We start from the raw sequence: 25,880 nt of genomic DNA, 5'->3' as shown, positions 1-25,880 counted from the left end.
ATCGCAGGTCATGGCTCGCGGGTCCTCACCCCTCACGCTTACGCGCCCGCAGATCCTGCAGTTCCGTCGGCAGGCCGGCGCGCTCGATACCCGCCTGCCCGCGGGTGCGCGCGCACTGCGCATCGCCGCGTGGGCCGGACTGCAGGATTCGTCGCCGCGTGCGGCTTTACTCTCGCTGCATGCACGCGTGGCGGGCGTGACCGCCGCGTCGTGGGAACACCGGTCGCTCGTGCAGCTCTGGGGGCCGCGCTACAACGACTACGTCGTCGCCGCGCGCGATCTCGCGGTGTTCTCACTGGGCCGGCTGCCAGACCATCCGCGCCGCGCGTCTCGGGCGCACGACACGGCCGCGCGACTGCACGCGCATCTGGCTGGACGGCGCCTGCCATTCGGCCAGGCCGGCCGCGCCATGGGTGTGCCGGCCAACAGCCTGCGCTATGCCGCACTCACCGGTCGCGTGTTGCTGCGATGGGACGGCGCGCGGCAGCCCGAGGTGTGGATGGTGCCGCCGCCGGCGGTAGAGCCGCTGCACGCGCGGCTCGAGCTGGCGCGCCGCTACCTGCGCGTCTTCGGTCCGGCGACACCGGACGCGTTCGCGCGGTGGGCGGGCATCGCGGCGAAGGAGGCGCACGACGCGTTCACGCGTCTCGCACGTGAGCTGCTGCCCGTGCGCACGCCCATCGGCGACGCGTGGATGCTCGCGGCAGACGAGGCAGACGTGCGGGCACCGGCCGTGCCTGCGGCGCCCGCGCGACTGCTGCCCGGTGGAGACGCGTACTTCCTGCTCTGGGGACGGATGCGCGAGCTGCTCGTGCCCGACGCCCGCCGGAGGGCGCAGCTCTGGACGTCGCGGGTCTGGCCGGGCGCCCTGCTCGTGCGAGGCGAAGTTGCTGGCACATGGCGGCGGGCCGGGGCCGTGGTGTCGATCGCCCCCTGGCGGAGGTTGTCGCCGGCCGAATGGGCCGCCGTGGAGGCCGAGGCGCGGTCGCTTCCCGTGCCCGGCCCGCTCGTGGTCGCGCGTGCTGCCGGCACGTGACGTTGAGCCGGGCGACTGAACCCGCTATAATCGGAGTTTCCGGCCAGCCCGGAAGCGCGGTCCCACCTCAGCGGAGAGGTACCGAAGTGGTCGTAACGGGGGCGCCTCGAAAGCGTCTTGTCCGAAAGGGCACGTGGGTTCGAATCCCACCCTCTCCGCCATCATCTAAACGCTGAAAATAAAGCACTTACGGGGCACGCGAACTTCCACGTGCTCGATACGTGCCCTTCGTGCTACCTTCTGGCATGGCGCTGAGGCTGATCAGGCGTCACCTGAAGGACTGTCCACACACGTCCACCAGGTACCGACGCTGTCGCTGCCCAATCCATGTCTACGGCACGCTCGGGGGCCAGGCAATCCGGCGGGCACTCGACCAGACGTCGTGGGATGCCGCCGTTGAGCTGATCAACGGTTGGACCGCGTCTGGAGAGATCGGCGTGGTGAAGGCGGAGGCGCCCTCCGTGCGCGAAGCCATCGCCAAATTCTTGGCGGACTGCGAGGCTCGGCACCTCGGGTGGGAAGCGAAACGGAAGTACCGCCACTTGCTCGAAGACAGACTGCTGGGCTGGTGCGAGTCGAAGGGCCTGTCCAATCTGCGTCATCTGACGGTCGATGTCCTCCGGCAGTTCCGCCAGTCGTGGAAGGACAGCCCCGTCTACGCGACGAAGAACCTCGAGCGCCTGCGAGCGTTCCTTCGGTTCTGCCAGCAGGCCGGATGGATCAAGCAGAACCCGGCGACATCGGTGAAGCCGCCGAAAGCGACGGTGAGCCCGACCCTCCCTTTCTCGCGCGATGAGATGACGCGGATTCTTGAGGCTTGCGACCGCTACGGCGGCAACAAGGACCGGATACGGGCGTTCGTGTTGACCATGCGGTTCACCGGCCTTCGCATCGGCGACGCGATTCGGCTGTCCAAGAGCCAGGTCTCGAACGGTACCGTCTTCGTTCGGACCGCGAAGACGGGCCAGCCCGTCAGCGTGCCTGTCCCACCGAAAGTCGTGGAAGCACTTGAGAAGGCAGATAGCGGGGGAGAGCGCTTCTTCTGGACCGGCTTGAACATCCGTTCAGCAGTGTCGAACTGGTCACGGTACCTTGCGCGAGTATTCGAACTCGCGGGAGTCGCGGATGGGCACTCCCACCGATTCCGCGACACGTGCGCCGTGGAACTTCTGCTCGCCGGTGCCTCTGTCGAAGACGTTGCGACGATCCTCGGAAACACACCGCAGGTCGTAGCGAAGCACTACGCTCCGTGGGTCAAAGAACGACAAGAGCGTCTCGAGAAACTTGTTCGCCAAAGCTGGGGCTGACAACGCCGCAGAATTTTTTCCGGCCTCTGGTTTCCGGCGGCTACCGGTCCTCGCCGCGGGAGCGCGAGGGAGTCGCCTGCTGCGCGAGTGCCCTCAATCGCGCCATCGCACGTGAATGGATACTGTCGATGGTTGCCGGCGCGCGGCCTACGTGTGCAGCGATCTCCCTCGTCGAAAATCCTGCGACCTTGAGCGTGAAGACACGACGCTCAATCGACGTCAATTGACTCAGCACCTGTCGCAGCAGGACCCGTGCCTCAAGATCGAGCGCCGGGCCCGCAGCTCCCCTTCCTGTCGGCTTGGGCATGTGCTGAGGGCGTTGCACAGTCATCTGTACCACGCGCTCGCGCCCGAGCCGAAGCCGCGAGAGCGCGACTGAGCGAATCGCGGCCCACGCGTAGGCATGGATATGCTCGAGCGGGCCACTACGGGCTTCACGACGGACGAGGCGCCTGGCGGCCTCTTCAAGGACTTCAACGACGGCAGTCTCATCCAACGTCGGACACGTCATCTTGAGCCGCGATAGCCACACCGTGACCGCGCTTTCAATGCGCGGCGGAAATGTCTGTCCCGTGTCGTCAACGAGGAATACGTGCGGATTTCGCATTGGCATCTCCATGAGTGATGGCGACGCATGGAGCACGTCTCGTGCCGAGTAGTCGCAAGCGTCAGCGCTGACGTCATCTCGTTAATCGCGCGGCGCAAGAATTCGAGCGATCTCCGCGTTCTTGTGGGCAGAGGCACATGAAGCGCTACACCGGCGCATCGCCTGCCCACACCGAAAGCGCGACGCGGGACGCAGAAACTGCGATGCGTTGATCGTTGCGTCGTGGCAGTTCGTGCGCTCTGAAAAGGAGGCGAAGATGAGGGACTCTCAGACCCGACGGCGACGCGTGGCGTGGGGCCTCGCGTTCGCGAGTTCTGTATTGGCGTGGACGATTCCAGCGTTGGCGCAGGCTCCCTGGGAACGCGCGGCCAGAAATCTGGAGACCTCGTTCACGGGGCCGCTGGCGCGCTCGCTGGCGCTCGTGTCCATCGTGATCGGCGGCCTCATGTTCATGTTCGGCGAAGGCGGTGCCAAGCGGCAGATCTCCGGCATCGTGTTCGGCGGCGGGCTCGCCCTGTTCGCGGCGCAGTTCCTGACCTGGCTGTTCTGAAGACCCATGGCAATCGCCCTGATCTCCGCATCGCCGGTGACGATGAGACCCGTCGTGAAGGCCCTGCACCGGCCGCTCACGCTGTGCGGGGTCGATCGGCGCCTGTTCTTCCTCGCCCTCATGGCCGGTGCCGCCACATTCAACCTGTTCTACTCGCTGCTGGCCGGCGTGCTGGTGACGGCGGTCCTCTACACTGCGGCGCTACTCGCGACATGGCAGGATCCGCAACTCCTCGCCATCCTCCTGGCCTCCGGCCGTGCGCGCCGGCGCTACGACCTGGGCAAGCACGCGTCCGTCGCCGTGGAGGTCCGCTGATGCGTCGCCTGCAGCGCATCGTGCGCGACTACCGAGACGCCGGCGCGGCCAACGAGCTACTGGCGGTGTGGGGGTTCGTGGACGACGGCACGTTCCTCACGAAGGCAGGGCACGTGGGGCTTGTCTACCGCTTGGCGGGCGTCGATCTCGACGGGCAGACCGCCGACCAGCGAGCCGCGCTGACGCACCGGATGGAGGCCGCGCTGAAGCTGCTCGACGAGCGGGTGCGCGTCGCCCAGTACCTCGTGAAGCGCATGCACGCGCCGTTCGACCCCGCCCCTTGCCGCATGCCGGTGGCCGATGCCGCCCTCACGCGACGGGCCCGTGATCTCAGCACCCGCGAGCCGGCGCTGCACAGGTTCGAGCACTACCTCGTGCTGCTGTACGAGCCGCCCACCCTGGCCGCTGGCGGCCGCTGGCAGCGCGCGTCATGGCGGGAGGCTGTGCGGCGTGCGCTCTCAACGGAGCAAACGGTGGCCCTACTCGAAGCCGAGGTGGACCGCGCGATCGTCACGCTGCATCGGTTGGCCGACGGCTTGGAGGCGCAGCTGTCCGAAGTCGGCCCGTCCCGCCTGAACGCAGACGGTGCCTTCTGCTTCCTGCGGCAGCTCGCTAACTACGACGCCGACGTGTTGGCGGCGACACCCCAGACGCCCACCACCCACGTGGACTACTTCACGGCGGATTCGGCCGTGGAGTGCGAACGGGATCACCTGCGCGTGGGCCGGCAGCAGGTGCGGGTGCTGTCCATGCGCGAAGCGCCGGCCAAGACCTTCGCGCAGCTCCTGACTGGATTGCTGGCCGTGCCAGGCGAGTTCATCGCCTGCCTGGAGTGGCAGCGGATCGCTCCTGACCGGATCCGGCGCGACATCCAGGCGAGGCGTCGCCATTTCTTCAACAAGCGCGTGTCACTGGTGAACTACGTTTCGCCCGACACCCGGCCAGACGAGATGCTGGTGGACGACTCGGCGACCGCCACCGTCCGGACCCTCGGGGACGCGCTCACCGATATTGAGGTGCACGGCCACGTGTTCGGGGCGTGCTCGCTCACGCTCGTGCTCCACGGGGACGACGCGCGGGCCGTGCAGCATGCCAGCGCCGAGGCCCGCAAAGTCCTGGCCGCCCACGACGGCGCCTTCTTCGAGGAGACCTACAACCTCCTGAACGCGTGGCTGGCCATCATGCCCGGCAACGGCGCGCACAATCTGCGCCGCCTGGCTCTGCTCGAAACCCACGCGGCGGACCTGAGCTTTCTCTTCACCGTCGACACGGGGCAGTGCTCCAGTGACGGCGAACATCCATCGTGGTCGGAAGTGACGCGCGGACGGCCGCTGGCGGTCTTCGAGACGCCGCACGGGACGCCGTTCGCCTTCCACCTGCACCACCAGGACGTGGGGCACACCCTGGCGCTGGGCGCGACCGGGGCGGGGAAGAGCTTCCTGCTGAATTTCCTCATCACGCACGCCCAGCAGTTCGACCCGTTTACGGTCGTGTTGGATCTCGGCCACAGTTACCGGAAGCTCGCCGGATTGCTCGGCGCCAGCTACGTCGCCCTGGGGCTGCGGCACGAGACGGTCCACATCAACCCGTTCGCGTTGCCGCCCACGCCCGAGTCGCTGCATTTTCTGCACGCCTTTGTCCGCGTGCTCCTCGAAGGGCAGGACGGCTACCGGTTGAGCGACCTCGAAGACCGGGAGCTGTACGAGGCCATCGACAGTCTCTACGTGCTCGACCGTCCGCAGCGTCGTCTGTTCACGCTGGCGAACCTGCTGCCGCGCGCCCTGGCAGGCCGGCTGCAGAAGTGGGTTGAGGGCGGGCGGTATGCGGCGCTGTTCGACAACGTGGACGACACGCTCTCACTGGCGCGGCTCCAGGTATTCGACTTCGAGGCCATGCGCGAGTTTCCGGCGCCCCTGGAGCCGCTGCTGTTCTACGTCCTGCACCGCGTGCACGTCGAGATGGTCAGCTCCGACGCGGCCGGCCAGCTCAAGCTGTGCGTGATGGACGAGGCGTGGCGGTTCATCCAGCACCCGCGGCTCCGGGCGTACGTGCAGGAGGCGCTCAAAACATGGCGAAAGAAGCAGGCCGCCATGATGCTCGCTACGCAGTCCATCGAGGACTTTGCCTCGGCGGACCTGCTGCGCACTGTGGTCGAGAGCTGTCCTACGAAACTGCTCTTGGCGAATCCCGCGCTGGACCGCCGGCAGTATGCCGAGCTGTTTCAACTCAACGACGAAGAGCTGGCCCTCGTGGCCGGCCTCACGCCCAAGCGCCAGCTGCTGCTCAAGCGGCCACGGCTCACCAAGGTGTTGACGCTCACGGTCGATCCCGAGAGCGCGCAGATGTTCAGCAGCACGCCCGTCGGGCCCGTGCCGGTGGCCGAGTCCCGGCTCGTGGCGGCCGGCCCGTCAGCGTAGCCGCATCAGAGGAGGATCCATATGGTTCGACGTTCGCTCGTCCTTGTCGTCGCCGCGCTCGTCGCGGCGGTCGCGTCAACCGCCGCCGCTCAAGACGGGGTGCGCGAGGTCTCCGTGTCGACGCACACGCTCGTCCCACTCCAGACGCGCGTCCGCTACACAACCATGATCGTGTTGCCGGAGCGCGAAGAGATTCTGGACGTCATCTGCGGTGACCGCGACTACTGGGTCATCAGCGCCACTCGCAACATCGCACACGTGAAGCCCGCGAAGGCCGGGGCCGAGACCAACCTGAACCTCGTCACGGCGTCCGGGGCGATCTACTCGTTCGTGCTCACCGAGAAGGCGGCACCGCCCGACCTCAAGGTCTACGTGGCAGCGGACGAGGTGCGCTCGGCGCCGGCGCCCAGGCTGTACACGGCCGCGCAGGTCGAGGCGCTGGAAGCGCGCCTGACTGAGGCCAAGAGTGTCGTGGAGGCCACGGAGCGCCGGGCCGTCGAGACGGCGGCCGCCTATCGGCAGCGGTATCCGGCGTCCCTGCAGTTCCCCTACATCTCGCCCACCTACACCAAGCCGTTCTTCGTGCGGGCGATCTGGCACGACGGCGAGAGGACGTATCTGAAGAGCGACGCTAAGGAACTGCCCGTCATCTACGAGCTGGTGGACGGAAAGCCGAGCCTCGTGGCCTTTCAGGTGGACCACGGGACCTACGTCGTGCCCAAGGTGCTCGATCGCGGCTATCTGGCACTTGGCCCGCGCCGCTTTCCCTTCGAGCAGGTGGAGCGCTAGCGTGGCCACCCCACCGGAATTTCCGCCGGGCGCCGTCCCGGTGACCGATCACCGGCCCACACCGGCCGGCGTGCTGCCGCGGCGGGTGCAGACCTGGCTGATGGCAGGACTGGCTGTCGGGATCGTGCTCATCATCCTGCTGGCCGGACAGCCGCACCCGTCGGCGCCGACGCCCACGCAGTCGGCGGTCCCGGAGGCGCCCTCCGCCGACCGCGTCCGCGACTATCAGGACCGTCTGCGCGCGATGGAAGCCCGCGCGGCGTTGGAGGCAGCGAACGCGCTCACGCCCGAACCGATGGTCCCGCCCGCGGTGGGCGGATCGGCTGGCCCTCGCGCGGACGATCCGATGGCGAGCGACCGCAAGCGGCGTGATTACGAGAGTCTCTTTGCGAGCAACGTCGTCCTGTCACGGAGGGCCGATGGAAGCCGGCCCCTCGACGGCGCCCAGCCAGCCGTGGCGACTGCTCCTCTCGATGCCACACCCGCGGCGCCCTCGCTCGACGCGATCGCGGAAGCGGTCGTGCGCGCCAGTGGCGGGACGGCAGCGCGGGTGGCCCCGCCCCCGACGTCGGCCGCTGGTCCAGCGACGAGCACAGACGCCGCTCGAGCGTCCGGCCCGGTCGAGACGCCGGTATCCACCGATCCGATCGTCGCAAGCGGTCCGTTGCATCGACTGCTGGAGGGGACCTTCATTGACGCGGCGCTGACCAATCGCCTCGACGGCTCCGATGCCGCCCCGGTGATCGCGCTCATCACGAATCCCGTCTTCGCCCACGCCGGCCACGTGGTGGTCATTCCCGCTGGGGCGCGAGCCATTGGCGAGACACGGCCGGTGCGCACGGTGGGGGAGACCCGGCTGGCCGTGGCGTTTCACCGGTTGGTGATGCCCGATGGGCGCACCTATCGCCTCGACCAAGGGCGCGCCCTGAATCCGCGGGGCGATGCCGGACTACGCGATCAGGTCGACCAGCACTACTGGGCCACCTTCGGGGCCGCCGGCGCCGTGGGCCTCATCAGCGGCCTGGCTCAGTGGCTGGGGACGGCGGGCGTGTCTGGCGGCGACGGCGACCAAACCGTTGTGATCGGCGGGGGCGTGGCGAACACCACCGCCCAGACCGCAGCACAGGTCATGGGCCGCTTTCTGAATCGATTGCCCACCATCACGATTCGCGAAGGTCACCGCCTCAAGATCTACCTGGCACGCGACTTCGACCTGCCGGCCTACGAAGATGCGGCGCCTCTCGGGACCCGCGCGAAGGAGGACGAATGATCCGCCCTGTCACCGCCGTGCTCGCCGTCGCCCTCGCGCTGTGGGCCGCACCCACTCGCGCACAGCTGGTCGTCGTCGATCCTGGCAACCTGTCCGAAGCGATCCTGATCGCGCAGCGCACGCAGGCCCACCTCACGGAGCTGCAGGCGCAATACGGGACGATCCTTCGCATGGCCCAGGGGCTTGGGACGCTCGGGCGATATCGGATCCCGATCATCGGGGCCACACGTCACGACCTCTCCCGGTGGACGGTGGCGCAGCGCTGGCTGCAGGGCCTGAACGGCGGCGACCCGTCGGGCGCCGGCTACACCGCCACGACCGTGCCGCTCGAGCGGCCCACCAACCTTCCGGCGACGCTTGGCGCGGTCGCGCGCCGCCTGCTCGAACGCCAGTACGCCACCGTCGAAATCGCGGACTCGGTGGCGATGATGGGCGGCCACCAAGTGGGCGCGCTCAGGGGCTATCACGACCAGACGGCCACGGCCGTGCAGGCGCTTGAAGACGACGTACTGAACGGCCTGCTGCGCTACCACGAGATGACGGCCATTCTCGACAAGGTGGCGGCCGGGGAACTCGTAGGGCGTCGGCAGGATATGGCCGCCAACCAGCTGCTCTCGCACGCACTCGAGCAGTTGCTGGCCAGGGGCAAGCGCCAGCGCGACACCGAAGCGCTGTCCATGAACATGCAGCTCACCACCTGGCGCGACGGTCGCGCCGTCAACGCCGCCATGGCCCAGGGCACCGGCCAGGCGCTCCGCACGTGGCGGCAACCCTAGGAGGCAGCATGCGACGACTTCTGGTGGCATTCGCGATGGTCGGCACGTGCACGCTGCCGGCCGGCGCCCAGGTCGTGGTGCACGACCCGGCCGTCACCTGGCGCAATGCGCTCACCGCGGTGACGAAGGAGTATTTGGTGGAACTGCAGCGAATGCAGCACAGCCAGCTCCGCCGCATGGCGCAGCGGCTGAGCATGTTCACGTCGCTGGTGAAGTACGCGCGACCAGGTGCGCCGCTGTGGCGTATTCATGACTTTCAGGACCCGAACCTGTTCCTGTTCTCGCGTGCCTACAACGCAGCGATGAACTACGGCGACGCGTCGGGGCGGGCCTTCGACGACGTGAGTCAGCCCCTACTGCCGTCGGCGGTCGCCCTGGCGGCGCTGCCGCCACCCGCCCGCCGCACGGTCAGCGCCTACCTGGCCACGGTTGAGGCCGCGTCCTCCGCCGCCATCGCGGCGACGCACGACACCGGACAGGTGCGGCTCAATGGCCGGCGGGAACTCGCGGCCATCGAGGCCCTGGAATACGACGTGACCGACGACCGCCTCGACCAGAGCACCACGGCGGTGCTCGACAAAATTAGTGGCGCGCAGCTGATTGCCGGGCGCCAGCGGCAGGCGCGGACGCAGCTGCTCGGCGCCCTCGTGGAGCAGTTGCTCATCGACACCAAGCGGGCGCGCGACACGGACACGGCCGCGATGAACATGCAGCTCGTGGCGTGGCGCGACCGGGCGGCCGTTAATGCTGCGTTCGTGCAGGGCACGGGCACCGCGCTCCAGGCGTGGCGCCAGCCCTAGGACAGGAAGATGCCGCCACAGCCCGCATTGAACTTGGTGCCCACGATTCAACAGGCAATCGCCAGCCTGTTGACCACCTACGAGCCGGCGTTTATCCAGCTCGGCTACCAGCTCTTCCTGTCCTTCGCCACGGTCCTACTCACGTGGCACGGCATCCGGATGATGTTCTCGAGCGAGGGTCTCGGCGAGCGCATGTTCGAGTTCGCGAAGCTGCTGCTGTTTATCGCCTTCGGCTACTCGTTCATTGCGTTCTACGAGAGCCCCATTCCAGGCCTCGGCATCTCGTTCAGCAACCTCATCACCGACCAGACCGGCTACCTGCAGGCGGTGCTGGAGGCACGAGCCTTCGACAACATCTACCAGCACTTCGACGACCTTGCAGACCACTTCATGCAGCCCGACCCGTGGTCCATCCTGGCCAACCTGATTTACTGGACGATCCTCCTGGCCATCGCCGGGGCGAAGGCCGCGTCGATGGCCGTGATCGCCTTCGGCCTGATCGCCAGTGCCGTCTGTGGGCTGCTGGGGCCGCTGTTCGTCCCGTTCTTCATCGTGCCAAAGATGGACTGGCTCTTCTGGGGCTGGCTCCGGTCCTTCATTCAGTACTCGTTCGTACCGGTCGTGGCGATTGCGTTCCTGATGGTGTTCGAGCAGTTCGTCTTCCGGTATCTCACAACCCTGCCGCCCATGATCACGCAGGCGGAGTACGGGGTGTACGGGCTTCAGGCGTTCGCGGTCGTCGTCACGTTCTGCTCTGGGATTCTGCTCGTCCCGTCCCTGACGCAGTCCATCTTCTCTGGCTCGAGCGGTGAGAGCACGGTCTCGACCCGGCTCAACCTCGGGCGTATGCTGCGAGGGTAGGAGGCATCATGGCCAACAGCTGGTCCACGGTCCGTCGCCACGATCACGAGCGCTCGGCGTCGCCGACCGTGTCGCGCCTGATCGTGCTGGTCTTCATCACGGCCGCCGCGCTCGGGCTCCTTTCCGGCGCCGGCTGGATGGCGTGGACCTTCATCCGCCGCACCGTGGGAGGGTAGCCGTGGGCGTCGTCAACGTGCGCCCGCCCACGGGCGACTTCCGCCCGAAGACCATCGAGAACGCGAAGCGGCAGTTCGTCGAACTCTACGGCTCCGCCCTAGTGTTGAACACCTACTTGAAGATCGCGGTGCTGTGCCTGTCGCTCGTCGCGCTGGCCCTCATCGGCCTCAACGTCCACACCGCGGCGAAGGCGGCCGACGTCAAGCCGCTGGTCATCCGGATCGACGACGTGGGCCGTGCCGAGGCCGTGAGCGTGGATGCCACGCGCTACACGCCGCAGCCGCCAGAACTGCGCTACTTCCTGACGCAGTTCGTCGTGAAACACTTCAGCCGGATCCGCGCCACCGTGCAGCGCGAGTATCCCGACTCGCTGTTCTTCCTGGAGCCGGTGCTCGCCGATGCGACCATCGCGCAGAACGACCAGAGCCGCTTGCTCGAAACGTTCGTCACGAACCCGGCGGCCGACGAGGTCGACGTGGTGGTCCAGAACGTCAGCCTGTCGGAGCTGACCGAGACGCCGTTCAAGGCCACGGTCGCCTTCCAGAAGATCTACTACCCGCCCGGCACGCGGCGCGAACGGAACCGCGAGTCGTTCGTGGCGCAGCTGCACGTGACGCTGCGCGACCGTGTGCCGAACGAGTTCGTGCGAGTGAATCCCCTGGGCCTGCAGGTGGCCTACTACCGCGTCGACCAGGCGTTCGAGGAGCCCTCCCGATGATCGCCAACGCAGCGTTTCTGGCGGCCATCACCGTGTTCCTGCTGCTGGCGTGGCTCGCCGGCGAGCTGCAGTTCCTCGCGCCCTACAAGGCGGTGCTGTTTCGCGAGCACGGGACGCTGATTGCCGGTGTCGTGCTCGTGCTCTTCGCCAATCTCTGCGCCCTGTACTACACCGTGGCACGCGGGCTGTTCCTGCGAGAGACCGGCCGGAAGCTGCGGCACCTTGATCGTCAGCTCGGCTCCGACGATACGGCGCTCGAAGACTTGCGGCCGTTCCTGAATCCCTAGGAGTTCCTCCCATGTCTCGTGAGATCGATCCTCGCGCCCTCGAGCGCGAGCAGGCGGAGCCTACCCGTGGCGGGCGCGGCGGGGCCTCGCCCCTCGACGGAGAGGCGACCGCGACCGGCCTTGACCCCCTGACCGTGGAGCTCGACCTGCCCCGGGGGCCGAGCCGCGAGCGGGTGCACGCGCTCGGCCGCGACTACTGGCTGTCCGGTCGCGACGTCGAGACACTGGCCGCCGTTGGTGCGTTCCGCGTCGTGCCCTCCCACACGCTTCACCCGGCACCCGCGCGCACACCCAGCCGGCCCGCCCGGGCCATCGAGCGGCTTCGGGACGACGGCCTCGTGCAGACCACCCCGTACATCGTCGGCCGCACCCGTACGACGCTCGTCACGCTCACCGATCAAGGCCGGGCCCTGCTGGAGCGGCACCAGCGCCCGGAAGGCCGACAGGCGTACTACGCCGGGATCAACAAGCCCCGCGAGTTGGCCCACGATGCCCGCGTCCACGAGGCGTATCAGAAGGCGGCGGCTCGCGTGACGGACCGAGGCGCGCGCGTGCGCCGCGTCGTCCTGGAGGAGGAACTGAAGCGCGACTACCAGCGCTTCCTGCATGCGCGGCCTCGGCGGTCGCGTGACGACGATGGCCGCCCCACGCAGGACGTGGAGGCCATCACCGCGTGGGCCCGTGAGCACCAGCTGCCCTGCGAGGACGGACACGTCGCATTCCCTGACGTCCGGCTGGAAATCGAGGAGCACGACGGCCGGTGGACCGTGGAAGACCTCGAGGTGATGACCCCCCACTATCGGGGCGCTCATGCCGCCGGCAAGGTGCGCGCTGGCTTCACGCGATTCGGGGCTGTCGGGGCTCGTTTGGGCGGCTCCGGCGGTCGGGGGCGAGGGGGGCGCGGCAGAGACCCCCGGCTCGCCGAGGAGATGTTGTCGTGACCATGACGACGGAGCACCGCGTCCAGGCCGTGGTGGCGTCCGGGTTCTCGGCGCGTCACGCGCCCTTTCTGGTCGACGTGCTGCTGCACGCCGGCGTCTGTGTACCGCGGCAGTATTGCGCGCGCGTGGGTGTCAATCGCGGCAAGGATCAGCACAGCTTCTTTGCCCGCCTGGAGGCGCGGGGCGTGGCGACCCGGTATACCACGCACCGGCGGGGCGTCATCTACCACGTCCACCACAAGGCGCTCTATCGCGCGATCGGAGAACCCGAGAGTCGGTTCCGCAAACCGGTGGCGCTCGCGCGTGCCATCGAACGGCTCATCGTGCTCGACGGCGTGCTCGCCGCACCGGACCTGCAATGGCTCGCGACGGCGGGGGAGAAGACGGCGTACTTTACGCAGACGACGGGGCTGGCTGCGGACGCCTTGCCCCGTCTTCGGTTTGGCTCCGGCGCCTCAACGGTCGTGCGCGCCTTCCCCGATCGCCTGCCGATTGGCGTGTGTGGTGACGGATGGACGCACTGTCTGCTCTATGGCATCACGCAGGAAGCCCCCCTCGACTTCCGCGCTTTCCTGCATCGCCATCACGCACTGCTTCGGGCGTTGCCGGCGTGGGAGATCCGGCTGCTCGTGCCACCCCACCTGGCGACCTCGGCCGCCCGCTACGAAGCCGCCGCCCGGGAGGAACTCCAGCGCCCCCTCAGGCTCGACGCGATCTGGGAGCTGCATACCTACTTCGCGGAGCGCCAGCGCGTCGAGCAGGGCCAGGCGCCTGTCGATCCGGTCGCCTTCGCCCGCGCCCGCGATCAATTTCGCGCGCCGCGCTTCTTTGCGCTCTATCGGTCATGGCAGGCGCAGGGGGATGCGGTGCTCGACGCCCAGGCGTCGTCCGTGTTGGCCGACACGGTGGAGCGCGGCCGCGGCCGGGTCACCAGTCACGTCATGCCACACAAGTATTTGCACCTGGCCACGCTGGTAGGGACCGCATGAGACGCCCGCACGGTGAACCAGAAGGTGAACGGGGCGTGGGGAGGGATGTTCACCTCGGCCACGCGCGCTCAGGCCTATCCGCCGTCGAGGCCGCGTTCATCTCAGCGCCCGTATGTCGTTGGGCGTCAACACGTTCAATGGCATGCGCACCTTACAGCGTGAGCACCATCAGTGAGGACCAGCCAGACCAGGAAGTGAATCGGGGGTGTGAGCGACCCCCGCCCTGCGCGCGCGACTCGCCGTCGCCCGCGACCCCGGGGTCGCTCACACCCCCGCTGGACGGGACCAAGTGCCGGTCCCGCGATGACAAAGGAGACGGACCATGCCTGTGATCAAAGCTCGCACTCGCGGAAAGCAACTCGTGAAATACCGGACGCGCCTCTTTGCGGAGAACACCGAAACCCTGCACGCGTACGCGCGCTTCCTCGGCGAGTCGACCGAGTACGTCCTCAATCAGGTGATCGACACCGTGCTCGCGCGCGACAAAGAGTTCCTGCGGTGGCGGGCCACCCATCCGGAGTCGTGCCTGCCTGCCACGAGCCGCCGCCGTCGACCCGCGCGGGCGACCGTGGCGCGTCTGGCGGGCCGCCCCGAGACGGCTCCGGCGGCGGTGCACGCATAGCGACAGGACGAGACCACCGCGATGCTCCGCCTACTCGTCGACGCGCGACAACTCCTGACCCTCGCTGTGGCCGCCGGGGTGGGCCTGTGGGGGCTGGCGGAGTGGCCCTTCGCGGACACCAACCCGTTCCTGGTGTTGGTCCACGCGCAGGCCCCGCGCGTGGCCATCGGTCTCCGCTACGGCTACGCCACGCTGTGGTTCACAACGCCGTTCCTCGCGGCGTCGTTCCTCGCGTCCCTCGCGGCCATCGTCCTGGTCCGGCGCACGCCGCAGGCGCAGTACCGACCCTTGCCACCGTATCCGTCACCAGAGACAAGGGCTAAACCGTCGCTTGTCCTGGGGGAGATCCATCACCAGATGCTGCCCGGCCGGGCGGCCGACCCGCAGTGGCTCACGATTCCCCAGCGGGGCCTGTACACCGGCATCATGGTGCTCGGCGCCGTGGGCACCGGCAAGACCTCCGCGTGCATGTATCCCTACGTCGATCAGCTCCTCAGGTGGCAGAGCCAGGACCAGGAGCGCAAGATCGCCGGGCTCGTGCTCGAGGTGAAGGGCGACTTCTGCGGCCAGGTGCGGGGCATGCTGCAGCGCGCGGGTCGCGCCGACGACTACGTGGAGATCGGCCTCGATTCGGGTATCTGCTACAACCCGCTCCAGAACGACCTCGACCCCTACGCCGTGGCCTACGCCATCGCCACGCTGCTCAACAATCTCTTCGGCAAGTCCAAGGAGCCGTTCTGGCAGATGGCGTATACGGACCTGCTCAAGTTCGTGATCCTGCTGCAGCGGATCACGGTGGGCTACACGACGTTCTCGCAGGTCTACCGCTACGTGCTTGAAGACCGGCTGATCGACGAGGACATCCTGAAGCTCAAGGGGGCGCTCGACGCGCCGCCCACGGTGCTTCGGATGCGCGAGGCCGACTTCAAGGCCCTGCCAACGCTCACACCGTGGAAGCACTGGCACGTCGAAGACGAGGCGCATGTGGCGCATCCTTACGAAGCCGAACTCGAAGCCCACTTGGATGCACGCGGCGTGCACTACGTCGTGCAGCCCGCCCAAGGCACAGCCTGGACCGCCCGGAAGCAGCAGTTGGAGGCCGTCGAGCGCTGGTACCGCCACGGGTGGATGAAGCTCGACGGTCGTCTCCGTTCGTCCATCGTCGAAGGCGTCGTCGTGTTCCTGTCGCTGTTCGACGACAACCCCGCGGTGCATCGCACCTTCTGCCCGCCGCGCTCGGCCTACACGGAGGAGCCCAAGCCCGGTGACCCGCGACCGTTGCCGGCGCTGCCGACCTTGCTGGAATCTGGCCACGTCTTGGCCCTGAACTTCCCCGTGGGCATGAACCCAGGACTGGCCCGCATCCTGGGCGTGATGCTGAAGCTCGACTTCCAGCGGGCAATTCTGCAGCGCATCCCCCAGATCGCGGCGCACCCCAAGCGCTCGTGGCGCGACATCCTGTTCGTCTGCGACGAGTACCACGCGTTCGCCACGGTGGGGGAGACGGACCCGACCGGAGACGAGCGCACGTTCGCGCTCTCGCGTCAGGCGCGCCTGATGCCGATCGTGGCCACACAGAGCATCAGCTCCCTGCGCTCCGCCCTGCCTGGGGACGAGAGCTGGCGGACGCTACTGCAGTGCTTCCGGACGAAGGTCTTCCTGGCGACCAGCGACGAGTTCACGGCCCGGACCGCCGCCGAACTCTGTGGAAAGCGCGACCGCTTGAAAGCGCACTACAGCATTTCGGAGTCCGGCCGCGATTCGCACATCTCGCTGCTGACGGGCCGGGCGACGGCGGGAAAGCAGTCGCTCAGCGCCAGCAAGAGTTATGCGCCACACAACGACTACACCTTTGCCCCGCGCGTATTCACCGAGCTGCAGAACGCGCAGGCTGTCGCCTTGCCCTATGACGGCGTTAATCCGTTGCCACCGCAGTACTGCTACCTGAAACCCCACTACCTCGATCCCCAGGTCAGCTACTTCGACCATCTCGCCCGAGGCCAGCTATGAGCAGTCTTGACCGCATCCTGCCCTTCCTTCGGCCAATCGAAGACCTACTGGCGGACCCCGACATCACGGAGGTCATGGTAAACGCCGGGGGACGGCATGTGTTCGTGGAACGTGCGGGGCGTCTTCAGGCTGTCACCGATCGCGTCCTGGAACCACGCAACCTGACGGTCGCAATCAAGAACATCGCCCGGGCCTGCGGTGACGAGATCTCCGTGCTTCAGCCCATCCTCGACGCGCGGCTCGAGGACGGCTCCCGCGTGGCCGCAATGTTCCCGCCCTGCTCGGTAGATGGACCGACGCTCACGGTGCGGAAGTTCGGTCGGCGCTACACGCTCGCCGACCTAGTGACGGGTGGCATGCTTTCCCAAGAGCAGGCCGGCGTTCTTCAGAAGGGCGTCCTTGATGGGCGCAACATCTTGATTTCCGGAGGCACTGGGACCGGGAAGACGACGCTGCTCAATGCGATCGCGGCCACCATTCAGCCTGAGGACAGGGTCGTGCTCATCGAAGAGACGTCCGAGATTCGGCTCGAGCTCCCGAACGTTGTGCGCTTCGAGGCGCGCCGCGCGGTAGCACCGCTCGGACAGGAGGCGCCTACTCCAGCTGTCGCAATAGCCGAGCTGCTGCGCGCGACTCTCCGCCATCGCCCCGATCGAGTCATCCTAGGCGAAGTCCGAGGTGGCGAAGCGTTTGACCTGCTACAGGCACTAAACACGGGCCACCGAGGGAGCCTTTCGACGATCCACGCAAACTCAGCAACGCAAGCGTTGATACGTCTGGCGCATTGTGTGCTCGTGGCGAACTCCGGCCTTCCGCTGGAGGCGATCAGGCCGGCGGTCGCCTCGGCAATTGATCTCGTTGCGCATGTCGAGCGGCGAGGCGGTCGTCGATCCGTGGTTGAAGTTCAGTCCACCGATGACTCGGACAGGCCGTGATGAGGCAAGGTGATGGTCGTGCCTGGAGCCTACACGGGAACGTCGAGTTGTGACGTCGGTCGAGAGCTCGTGACTAGAAATGTCGTCGGGGCAGACCAGACGAGCCACACGACCGCTCAACTAGGGGTCCGGTCGAAGATGTCAAGGTGATGGAGCATTGTTCCCGCCTTGGCGGCAGCCATGACCCCACGGAAGTGCGTGTGATGAAAGACCGAGCCGAGGGCTGAGAAGCGGCTCGTCCGCGTCGCTCTGGCGATCGGATCCTTGGGCTTGTCTTTCGGCAGGAACTCGCCCAAGCGGTTCGATGTCATGAAGTAGCCCAGCCAAGCGAGCTGGTAGACGTTGTCTGACTCCCTATCCATCAACTCCTGGTACCACTCGCCTATATGTGTGCCTATCGTTCTCTTGGTCGCCACCGTCGGGCGAGACCTCAGGAGCGCCTCCACAATGGCCAGGACTTTCGGCATCACCTTGGCGCGAAGTGTCGGGAGCATTAGCAGGAGGCTCAACGCCTGATCGATCTCCCGAGGCTTCAAAGCCAACCGGAGCGCCCGCTTCTTGTCGACCAGATCGGCAAGGAAGCGATCGATCACGCCGGTTCCGGGATTCGCGCGGTCGATCGTGACGACGGACAAGTAGACCTCTCGAAACGTGCGGTACGTATAGCGCCCCTTGGGATGGGGATTCGCGGCGTGGTACTGGGACACCCAGGGCCGAAACAGTCCATCAGGCAGCACTCGCGGTTCGGTCTTGTCTTCGTTCAGTTCGAGCCTGAACGCCCGAAGCGACGCCTGCAAGAGCTTGAGTGCCGTTCTCCCATCCTCTGACCTCTTTGTGAGCAGTCTGTAGTCGTCCTTGAACCTGACCACCAATACGCGGGACGCCAGTCCGTCCTTCCTCAATGCCTTGGAGAAGAGACTGTCGACACCGGCCAAGACCAGCTCGGCCACCAGATCTGAAACGGCTGGGCCAATTGGGATTCCATTCGTGCAGCCGTCATTCGCGTTCTGAAAGAGTTTGTCGAGTCGGTTGCCTACCAGGTTGAAGTCATAGCGTCGCTTTCGAGCCGTTCGCTTTCCGTGGAGGGCCCAAGAAATGCTGTGTGTGTAGATCGACGGATAGCAGTTCTTGACATCGGCCGTGAACAGGCAGCGGTAACGAAACGCTTCGGCCGCGAGGTCGCGCTCTGCCATCTCGATCCACTCGTAGATCATGCGCCCCGCTCGAAGCGGCCCTACCGTCCCGGGCGCTCGCCGATCAACGGGAATCGGGAAGCTGTACGACAGGACGCAGGTGTCCGTCGGGAACAGAGTCTTGACGATGGCCTTCCAGTTCCTCGCGACCAGAATCGCGATGTCGGTATGAACGTCTGGGTTGACGACTCCGAACGTGCGGTCGGTCCAGTCACTCTTCGGGAACTGGATGGGCAGCAGCTCCCTCACCGGAACCGAGTAGCCCTTCTTGGTATGGGGGACCAGAGGAGTGCCGAATGCCCGATGCTTCGTGACCGCGAAGCACGGAGGCAGGACGTACGACTCAGGGTAGTACCCGACCGTCTGTAGCCAGTCGTAGACCTCGCGCGGTTTGAGCTTCCTGGCAAGCGCGGCGGTTTGGCGGAAGTGACGGCCCGGTCTAGTAGGCATCAGATCGCCCCGGTTGGTCTGAGGTCGCCGAGGAACTCTGAGGTTGGCTCGACGCCGCTGATGAACAGCCTGTCGCGGGCCCTGGTGCAGGCCACGTAGAGCAGGTGTCGCTCAGTGTCGTACACCTCCTGAAGGTCGCCGTCGTCGCCGACGCTCTCGATACGCGATTGCAGGGGAACGACTTCGTCGTCGCACGCCATGACGGCTACGGCGCGGAACTCGAGCCCCTTCGCTAGGTGCATCGTGGCGACGCTCGTCTCGCCTTGCCGGACGTCGACGCGATCATCCAGGAGGCGCGGCGAGAGCCCGGCCGCCGTCACGGCGGCGGTGGCGCGGGCTGACTGCTCCGAAGACCGAACGAAGACGGCGAGTTCGTGCGGCTTCAGGCCACCGTCAACCAGCGACCGCAGCCACTCCCCGACACCGGCTCGCTCCAGGGTCTCCGTCGCGAATGTTCGGATGTCGGGCGGCGGGCCGTTGAAGACTGACAGGGTGTGCCGGCGATCTTCTCGATTGCCATCGACGTCAGCGATCTCCGAGCCGAGAAGGCGATCGGCCTGTTCTCGGATCTGGTGCGATGTCCGGTAGTTGACGCGGAGGGACTTCGACCGCCCGCGGATGTCCACGCCGAGGGCCTTCCAAGAGAATGGCTGCTGGAAGATCCGCTGGCCTGTGTCCCCGGAGAAGAACAGGCCGTTCGGGCGGCCGGCGCCCAGTGCCGCAAGGAACCGGAGCTGCGCGATGCTGACGTCCTGCGCTTCGTCGATGACCGATGCATCGTATGCGGGCGTGATGCGCCCGACCTGGGCGTCCGCGAGGCCTTGGAACATCGCGGACTCGGTGAGCAGGCCGCGCGACTTCAATCCCGCCCGGACTCTCTCAAAGACCTTCCACAAGATCGTGCGGCCTGATTCAGGGAGGCGAGTGCGACGACCGAGGCGCTGAACGTCCCGATAGTCCTCCCAGCTTTCTAGCTGCCAGGCGTCGACCACGTGCTCCCATTCGTCCCGCAGGAACGACGCGGAGAACCTGTGACCCTCAGTCGTCGACGCCGCTTCCTGGAGCAGCGTCTCGATATCCGCACTAGATGCCAGGCGCACCGGCCCGAGCTGTGCTTGGTGCAGCCGGAGGCCCAAAGCGCGCATCGCGAAGACCTCGAGCCTCTCCGCCACGCGCGGTTCAGCACCGATCAATCGCTTCACGTTGGCGCGGAGTGCGTGCGCCAGCGGGTCGGAGAACGTCGCGAGAAGGATTCGGGCGTCAGGACGGCTCCGGGCCATATGCACAGCCCTGTGGATCGCGACGACCGTCTTTCCGGTACCCGCTGACCCTGATACGCGGGCCGGGCCGGTGTAGTCCCGCGTCACCAGTTGGCGCTGCTCGGGATGCAGGAATACGGCCCACTTGTCCCAGGGGGCATCGAGCGCCTGCTCCAGTTCGGCGACGCTCGTCACCACGCGGAAGCGCCGCTGGGCATCCGGATGGGTGAAGGGATCGGCCGGCACGCCAGAAGGCGGCGCCTCCGGTTTCAGCGGCCGAGGCGCACCCCCGGTTGCGAGTTCCAGAATCGCTTCGGCGGCTTCGGCGGGAAGGTGCTGGGCGAGCGCGAGCAGCCCGTCTTCGTCCGCCTGTCGGACATCGTCGAGCCATTCTGATGGCACGCCGAATTCCAGGAGTTGGCGGTCGGACGTTCCGGCGAGCGGCCGTGCCGCTGGCTTCGGTGATGTCACGGCGGGCACGTACGCCGGGACTACGATCTCGCGTACCGACTCCCGCAGCTCAATGATCTGCGCCGCCCCCGTACTGGGATGAGTCTCGAGCTTTCTGCGCTCCGCCCACGCGTATGCGCGGTCGTGGTGATCCACGTAGCACAGAAGCAGACTGCGGTCGGTGCGATGCACGATGAGCCGAATGTCGGCGCTCACCCGGACGGACCAGAAACGCTTGTCCCTGGCCTTGTCCAGCCTGTGAAAACTCAAGCCAGGGGCCGACGCGTCCATCTGCAGATCGAACGCTGTCGTCTTGACGGCCTTCTGCTCATCACCTGTCAGCCGCGCTAGGCTGTCGGTGAAGGTGTCCGCGATGAGGAACGTGCTCATTCGACGCGGAACACTTTCATCACCTCGTCGCCGAGGTGATTGATGACCTTCACCGCGATCCGGCCGCTCTTAGGCATCGGGAATGGCCGCGAAATGTCGCTGTTGAGCGTCGCCCAGACGTCCGCATCGATCTCGGCCTTGAGAGTCGTCTTCAGGGCACCGTACGGGTCGTTCTGGCCCAGGAAGTAGGCGTGGCGGACGAAGAAGCTCTCTTCGTTGTAGTCCGTGTCGATGAACCAGCAGGCGATACCCTCGGCACCGTCGCTGCGCACCTCGCCGGTGGTCGGGTCGAAGACGTCCACGCCCTTGACATGTACGCGGAGCGAGCCGTCGTCCACGTGTAGCACGTCGATGTCCGGTTCGCCGAACACGACGAACAGATTCCCCTTGCCGGTAGCCTTCAGGTCGCCGCCCATGTGGAGGTCGGCGTTCATCCGTGCCTTGAGGACAGGGATGCGCCCGAGCTTGGTGAACTCGCTCGCGTGGGCCTCGTAGTTAAAGGCGCAGGCAATGAGAACGTCAAATCCGGCGTCACCAGCCTCTCGGGCGGAGGCCACGAGATCGGGCCGGGAGACGGTGCCGAACTCGGGACCGATGAAGATGGCCGCGCGTTTCTCGGCGTCACCTTCGCGGAATCGGCCCTCGGCGCAGACCATATCGCCCGGCCACGGAGTCAGAGAGGTGAACGTGATGCGATCCTGCTTGTGCGCCTGCTGCACCCCAGCCGCCTTCAGGTTGTCGAGGATCATCTGCTCGAACGTCTGGCCGTACGGCGGCCCGCTCTCGTTGACCCGTAGTGGATCGATCAACTCGTCATTCTCGTCCACGCCGAGGGTACGGTGAGGGCTGAGGCTTTCGACGGTGAATGGACCCGCCACGCGAACCGTCTTGGCGTCCACGTACGGCTTGTCGTACAGGAACTCAAACTCGGCCTTGGCGGCGATGGACTTGTCGATCTCCTGCTGCCGAACGATACGGGCTTGCCACCAGTCGGCGTGCAACTGCTTCGCCGCGTCCGGCCACCGGGCATCGACCTCTCGCGGAATCTCCCACTCCTGCCAAGCCTTCTTGAGCGTGGCGTTTAACCTCTCGCGCAACGGTTCCAGCGTCGCCTGCCACTGGTCCCAGATGACATCGATCTCCGCGTTGTTAGCGATGGCTCTGAGGGTGATGTGCGGCACGCGCTCATAGACGAACCCGTGTCGGATGTATCCGTGGACAGGCTGCGAACTGGGCGCGGTGCGCGTGACCTCAGCTTCCTTGAGCTGGCCGTCGCGGGAGTCGGCCAGCAGGTAAAAGGAATAACGCGCGCCCATGACGCGGGCACGGGTCAGCGCCAGCGCCACGCGCGAGGTGTCAATCGTGATCCAGCGGCGCCCCCACTGTTCCGCAACAAAGGCTGTGGTGCCTGAGCCACAAGTGGGATCCAGGACAAGGTCACCAGGATCCGTAGTCATCAGCACGCAACGCTGCACGATCGTCGGACTTGTTTGAACGACGAAGATCTTCTTGTCGGCAAAGCCTGAAATACCGGTGTCCGTCCACAAGTCAACCAGCGGATAGACCGGGAAGTCATCCAGCAGCCGTCGGTATCTGGGTGTGCTTCCGACGAGCAACACCCGGCTTGCGTAGTCAAGCCGCCTTATTCCGGTTTCGGTTGTCTTCCACCTTAAGCTTGCGGAGGGAAGTGCGAATTCCTTCCCCTGGGTCTTAAACACATACTTGGTCGTCGTCGCAAACCCTGTGGAAGTCAAGTCGGCGTGGGCGAGAAGGCGCCATCCGTCCTGCAGGACAACTTCGTCTTTCATGCGTGGTCGAACTAGAGCGGCATCTGGACTTTGGACAAACGTGAACTGCGTTGCTCCTTCCTCGCCGGGATTCTTCTTGTTGAACAGACGGCGGTACTTGGCGTTCGGTCGGCTTCTGAAATACCACAGCAAGTGATCTGTAGAGCCCGCGAGGAAGTCCGACGACAGGCCGGAGGTCGTCTTGTAGTCGATCGTGGGACCCGCGTTGTCCTCGCCGAATACCTCATCCATCATGGCGCGCACGCGATGCACATTCTCGTCGCCGATCTGGACAAATATCGATCCAGAGTCTGAGAGGAGGTCACGCGCGACTGTGAGCCGGTCACGAAGGTAGGTCAGGTAGCTGTGTATGCCGTCTCGCCACGTATCGCGAAAGGCTTTGACCTGCTCCGGTTCGCGGGTTATGTGGTCATGCTTGCCGTCCTTGACATCACGGCTGGTCGTAGACCACTGGAAATTGCTGTTAAACCTGATGCCATATGGCGGGTCAAGGTAAATGCACTGCACCTTGCCGCGAAGGCCCTCGCGCTCAGCCAGACTGGCCATGACCTGGAGGGAGTCCCCGAGGATCATGCGGTTGGTCCAGTTCTGGTCGTGCTGATAGAAATCAGTTCTCTCAGCGCCGTCTGGCACACCGTTAAAGTCGGCGAAGAGATCGATCTGCGCGCCTGACTCCTCGCCCTTCGCCCCCTTCGAAATCCGAAGAAGGTCGTCGATCAGTACTTTTGGGTGCACCTTCTCCTGGATGTAGAGCGGCGGCGCTTGGACGACGAGGTCGCTCCAGTCCTGATAGTCTTTTCCACGCCATACGAGCTGCGGGTCGAGATCCGTGTTTCGGGGATACCGTATTTCCTTGCGCGCGATGTGCTCGGCCTCGAGCACAGACTGGTGCTCGGCGGTCGGAATGTTGACGCGCTTGTCGTCGGTGTGCCGGAGGGCCTCGACGTTCTTGAGGGACTTCGGACGCTTGGCCACGTCAGCCCACCTTCTCGACGGCGGGTGCCCGATCGGCCAGCACCCTATTGAACTCCTCGGCGACCTTGGCCTCGAAGTCGGACTCCATCTGGTACACGTCCGCAAGCTCGGCGAATGCCCATCGCCCGAATGTCCCCAGGTTGTTCACACCAGGCACCCAGTAGGTCTCCATCGTCAACTTCTTGTCCTTCGCGTCTTCGCGGCGATAGCCCTTGGTCTCGATGACGAGGCGGAGCAGGTCGTTGGGACCGCGGCCGTCGTCAACGAGCACGATGAAGTCCGGCCGATAGCGGCGGATTTCCGAACCGTAGCGGTAGGGCACCTCGAACCCGAGGTTGTGGTTCTTCGTGTAGGCCACAACCCGAGGGTGCCCCTCGACGACGCGACAGAGCTCCGCTTCCCACTGGCTGTCGAGGATCACCCAGTTCACGTGGTTCTTCTGCGGCGGACCACTCGTATCCCAGCGATCGGGCTTGGACGTCGGGAATCGAACGTGAGCCGTCGACCCCTCGGGATTGTACGGGTCGAGCAGCGCCTTGATCGGCCGTTGTCCCTGGAGTGCCATCGTGATGCCGGCGGTGATCCGGTTGCAGGCAGCGTCGGCAAGATCCTCGTAGAGCAGAAGGGCGGGGTACGTTCCGCCCTTGCACACAAGACTGGTGTCGAGCCACTGCTTCGTGATCCGCTTCAATTGACCGAACAGATGGAGCTTGGGCTCCTCGCCAGGGTCGCGCCATTCCTTGTAGAGCAGGCGCTTCGTGAGGTGGAACAGGAGCGTCGATGGCCGGACGTCCTCGAGGTGCTCAACCGTCAGCTCCGCGGCCTCGCCGATGATGCCCTGGTTGCGCGTCCGGGTGGGGCCAACGAGATCCGGCGTCAGCTCCATCACGGAATCCGGTGTGAAGGTGGCAGTCAGCCTCTCGGTTGGAAGCTCGACTCGGTATCCCTCGACGCGCGGGAACCGGATCTCGAGGTGGTCCCGCTCCGGTCGAACGGCCCTCACCTGCACTGTTTCCCTGGGCGGGGTGGGAGGCGCCACGACGGGCTTGGCCGTGAAGTCGAACGGCACGCCAAAGATGTCTGCGTACTCGGCATCGAACAGGCCGTCCTCGTTCAGTTCGTAGGACTGGCGGCGGAGCGCGCGGCCTATGACCTGCTCGCACAGCAGCTGCGTCCCGAAGGCACGGATGCCAAGAATGTGCGTCACGTTGTTGGCGTCCCAGCCCTCCGTCAGCATGGACACCGACACGACGCACCGGATGCCGGCACCAAGCTGACCAGCCTTGCCGACGGTGTTCATCACCTCGCGGAGCAGTTCCTGATCGGTGATGCTTTCGGCCGCACGAGCGTCGCCGGTGCGCTCCACCATCTCGCGACGGAATCGCTCGATCTCGTCGGCCGCCATGGCGCGGAACCTGTCGTCGAGTGCTTCGCCGGACTCCAGCTCCTCAGAATCGATCAACAACGTGTGCGGGCGCGCCAGCGGATTGCCAGTCGTCTCGTCGAAGTTACGGAAGAGCGCCAGCCGGCCATGTTCCAGGGTTGACGTGCCATCCTCGTTCTGACGATAGAAGCCGGAGATGTAGTCGTACACCAGCTTCGAGATCGCCGTGTTCTGGCAAACCACGATGAAACACGGCGGGACCGAGATGCCGCGCTGCTGCCACAGCTCAAACGTTCGCTTGTAGTGGCCGTACAGGGCCTCGAGCGCGGTCTGCAACTTGTTCGGCAGTTTCAGCGGGTCGAGGTCGCCACCAGCGCCCCGGCCCTTCTTCGGCATGTCCTTGCGGATGTGTTCCCAGAGGTCGCGGTAGACCGGCATCTCGTCGCCGGGGATGTTCTCGGCGACGGGTACGCGGGGCAGCTTGACGATGCCGCACTCGATCGCGTCCATGAGCGAGAAATCGCTCATCGTCCACGGGAACAGGGTGCCCTCGGCGTAGCCCGA

The 25,880-nt window shown here is 66.0% G+C and carries 23 protein-coding genes and 1 tRNA gene; 19 read left to right on the top strand and 5 right to left on the bottom strand.

Annotated elements, in window-relative coordinates:
- The first annotated feature begins 10 nt into the window (after positions 1–10).
- The 3 genes from Q0C41_RS13215 to Q0C41_RS13205 all read left to right on the top strand — a co-directional run bounded on the left by Q0C41_RS13215 (position 11) and on the right by Q0C41_RS13205 (position 2,343).
- Positions 11–1,036 (top strand): crosslink repair DNA glycosylase YcaQ family protein, encoded by a 1,026-nt coding sequence (locus Q0C41_RS13215; RefSeq protein ID WP_291984252.1) that lies wholly within the window; start codon positions 11–13, stop codon positions 1,034–1,036.
- Positions 1,037–1,108: 72 nt separating this feature from the next.
- A tRNA-Ser gene (locus Q0C41_RS13210) sits at positions 1,109–1,197 on the top strand.
- Between the two features lie 84 nt (positions 1,198–1,281).
- Positions 1,282–2,343, top strand: coding sequence for a tyrosine-type recombinase/integrase (locus Q0C41_RS13205; protein ID WP_291984251.1), 1,062 nt, complete (start codon positions 1,282–1,284; stop codon positions 2,341–2,343).
- Between the two features lie 40 nt (positions 2,344–2,383).
- Here the strand turns inward: Q0C41_RS13205 and Q0C41_RS13200 are convergent, their stop codons facing one another.
- Entirely contained in the window at positions 2,384–2,962 is a 579-nt protein-coding gene (locus Q0C41_RS13200; RefSeq protein WP_291984250.1) for a sigma-70 family RNA polymerase sigma factor, read from the bottom strand.
- A gap of 244 nt (positions 2,963–3,206) precedes the next feature.
- Between Q0C41_RS13200 and Q0C41_RS13195 the strand changes: the two genes are divergently transcribed.
- The 16 genes from Q0C41_RS13195 to Q0C41_RS13120 all read left to right on the top strand — a co-directional run bounded on the left by Q0C41_RS13195 (position 3,207) and on the right by Q0C41_RS13120 (position 17,407).
- Positions 3,207–3,500, top strand: a complete 294-nt coding sequence (locus Q0C41_RS13195) for a TrbC/VirB2 family protein (protein WP_291984249.1) — start codon at positions 3,207–3,209, stop codon at positions 3,498–3,500.
- A gap of 6 nt (positions 3,501–3,506) precedes the next feature.
- Entirely contained in the window at positions 3,507–3,815 is a 309-nt protein-coding gene (locus Q0C41_RS13190) for a VirB3 family type IV secretion system protein (RefSeq protein WP_291984248.1), read from the top strand.
- A complete protein-coding gene (locus tag Q0C41_RS13185; protein ID WP_291984247.1) occupies positions 3,815–6,232 on the top strand; it encodes a hypothetical protein in 2,418 nt (805 codons plus the stop codon). Before Q0C41_RS13190 ends, Q0C41_RS13185 begins: the two co-directional genes overlap by 1 nt.
- 21 nt (positions 6,233–6,253) lie before the next feature.
- Positions 6,254–7,021: a TrbG/VirB9 family P-type conjugative transfer protein gene (locus Q0C41_RS13180; protein ID WP_291984246.1), complete on the top strand. Its 768-nt coding sequence runs from the start codon at positions 6,254–6,256 to the stop codon at positions 7,019–7,021.
- Between the two features lies 1 nt (position 7,022).
- Positions 7,023–8,291 (top strand): TrbI/VirB10 family protein, encoded by a 1,269-nt coding sequence (locus tag Q0C41_RS13175; protein ID WP_291984245.1) that lies wholly within the window; start codon positions 7,023–7,025, stop codon positions 8,289–8,291.
- Positions 8,288–9,067, top strand: a complete 780-nt coding sequence (locus Q0C41_RS13170; RefSeq protein ID WP_291984244.1) for a hypothetical protein — start codon at positions 8,288–8,290, stop codon at positions 9,065–9,067. The genes Q0C41_RS13175 and Q0C41_RS13170 overlap by 4 nt, the downstream gene beginning before the upstream one ends.
- Before the next feature lie 8 nt (positions 9,068–9,075).
- Positions 9,076–9,867, top strand: a complete 792-nt coding sequence (locus tag Q0C41_RS13165) for a hypothetical protein (RefSeq protein ID WP_291984243.1) — start codon at positions 9,076–9,078, stop codon at positions 9,865–9,867.
- A gap of 36 nt (positions 9,868–9,903) precedes the next feature.
- Positions 9,904–10,728, top strand: a complete 825-nt coding sequence (locus Q0C41_RS13160) for a type IV secretion system protein (RefSeq protein ID WP_291984242.1) — start codon at positions 9,904–9,906, stop codon at positions 10,726–10,728.
- An 8-nt stretch (positions 10,729–10,736) separates the two neighbouring features.
- The gene (locus Q0C41_RS13155; protein ID WP_291984241.1) at positions 10,737–10,904 is read left to right on the top strand and encodes a hypothetical protein; all 168 of its coding nucleotides are present in this window, start codon (positions 10,737–10,739) and stop codon (positions 10,902–10,904) included.
- Between the two features lie 2 nt (positions 10,905–10,906).
- Positions 10,907–11,623 carry a VirB8/TrbF family protein gene (locus Q0C41_RS13150; protein WP_291984240.1) on the top strand — a complete coding sequence of 239 codons (717 nt, stop codon included), beginning with the start codon at positions 10,907–10,909 and terminating at the stop codon, positions 11,621–11,623.
- On the top strand, positions 11,620–11,910 hold the full coding sequence (locus Q0C41_RS13145) for a hypothetical protein (RefSeq protein ID WP_291984239.1): 291 nt from the start codon (positions 11,620–11,622) through the stop codon (positions 11,908–11,910). The genes Q0C41_RS13150 and Q0C41_RS13145 overlap by 4 nt, the downstream gene beginning before the upstream one ends.
- Before the next feature lie 11 nt (positions 11,911–11,921).
- The gene (locus tag Q0C41_RS13140; protein ID WP_291984238.1) at positions 11,922–12,851 is read left to right on the top strand and encodes a hypothetical protein; all 930 of its coding nucleotides are present in this window, start codon (positions 11,922–11,924) and stop codon (positions 12,849–12,851) included.
- Positions 12,848–13,840, top strand: a complete 993-nt coding sequence (locus tag Q0C41_RS13135; RefSeq protein ID WP_291984237.1) for a hypothetical protein — start codon at positions 12,848–12,850, stop codon at positions 13,838–13,840. Before Q0C41_RS13140 ends, Q0C41_RS13135 begins: the two co-directional genes overlap by 4 nt.
- Positions 13,841–14,162: 322 nt before the next feature.
- Positions 14,163–14,462, top strand: a complete 300-nt coding sequence (locus tag Q0C41_RS13130) for a hypothetical protein (protein ID WP_291984236.1) — start codon at positions 14,163–14,165, stop codon at positions 14,460–14,462.
- 21 nt (positions 14,463–14,483) lie between these two features.
- Positions 14,484–16,472, top strand: a complete 1,989-nt coding sequence (locus Q0C41_RS13125) for a type IV secretion system DNA-binding domain-containing protein (RefSeq protein WP_291984235.1) — start codon at positions 14,484–14,486, stop codon at positions 16,470–16,472.
- Positions 16,469–17,407, top strand: a complete 939-nt coding sequence (locus Q0C41_RS13120) for an ATPase, T2SS/T4P/T4SS family (RefSeq protein ID WP_291984234.1) — start codon at positions 16,469–16,471, stop codon at positions 17,405–17,407. The genes Q0C41_RS13125 and Q0C41_RS13120 overlap by 4 nt, the downstream gene beginning before the upstream one ends.
- 116 nt (positions 17,408–17,523) lie before the next feature.
- On the opposite strand, the gene Q0C41_RS13115 is transcribed toward Q0C41_RS13120, so the two are convergent.
- From Q0C41_RS13115 to Q0C41_RS13100, 4 genes are all read right to left on the bottom strand, one after another.
- Positions 17,524–19,050 (bottom strand): RNA-directed DNA polymerase, encoded by a 1,527-nt coding sequence (locus tag Q0C41_RS13115; protein ID WP_291984233.1) that lies wholly within the window; start codon positions 19,048–19,050, stop codon positions 17,524–17,526.
- Positions 19,050–21,149: a 3'-5' exonuclease gene (locus Q0C41_RS13110; RefSeq protein WP_291984232.1), complete on the bottom strand. Its 2,100-nt coding sequence runs from the start codon at positions 21,147–21,149 to the stop codon at positions 19,050–19,052. Before Q0C41_RS13110 ends, Q0C41_RS13115 begins: the two co-directional genes overlap by 1 nt.
- On the bottom strand, positions 21,146–23,932 hold the full coding sequence (locus Q0C41_RS13105) for a site-specific DNA-methyltransferase (RefSeq protein WP_291984231.1): 2,787 nt from the start codon (positions 23,930–23,932) through the stop codon (positions 21,146–21,148). The genes Q0C41_RS13110 and Q0C41_RS13105 overlap by 4 nt, the downstream gene beginning before the upstream one ends.
- Before the next feature lies 1 nt (position 23,933).
- Positions 23,934–25,880: BPTD_3080 family restriction endonuclease (locus tag Q0C41_RS13100; RefSeq protein WP_367079211.1), on the bottom strand; the 1,947-nt coding region annotated here is incomplete at its 5' end.

The sequence above is a fragment of the Luteitalea sp. genome (assembly GCF_022842525.1).
In the GTDB taxonomy this organism is placed as follows: Bacteria; Acidobacteriota; Vicinamibacteria; order Vicinamibacterales; family Vicinamibacteraceae; genus Luteitalea.
This window is presented reverse-complemented; position numbering and strand designations above follow the sequence as displayed.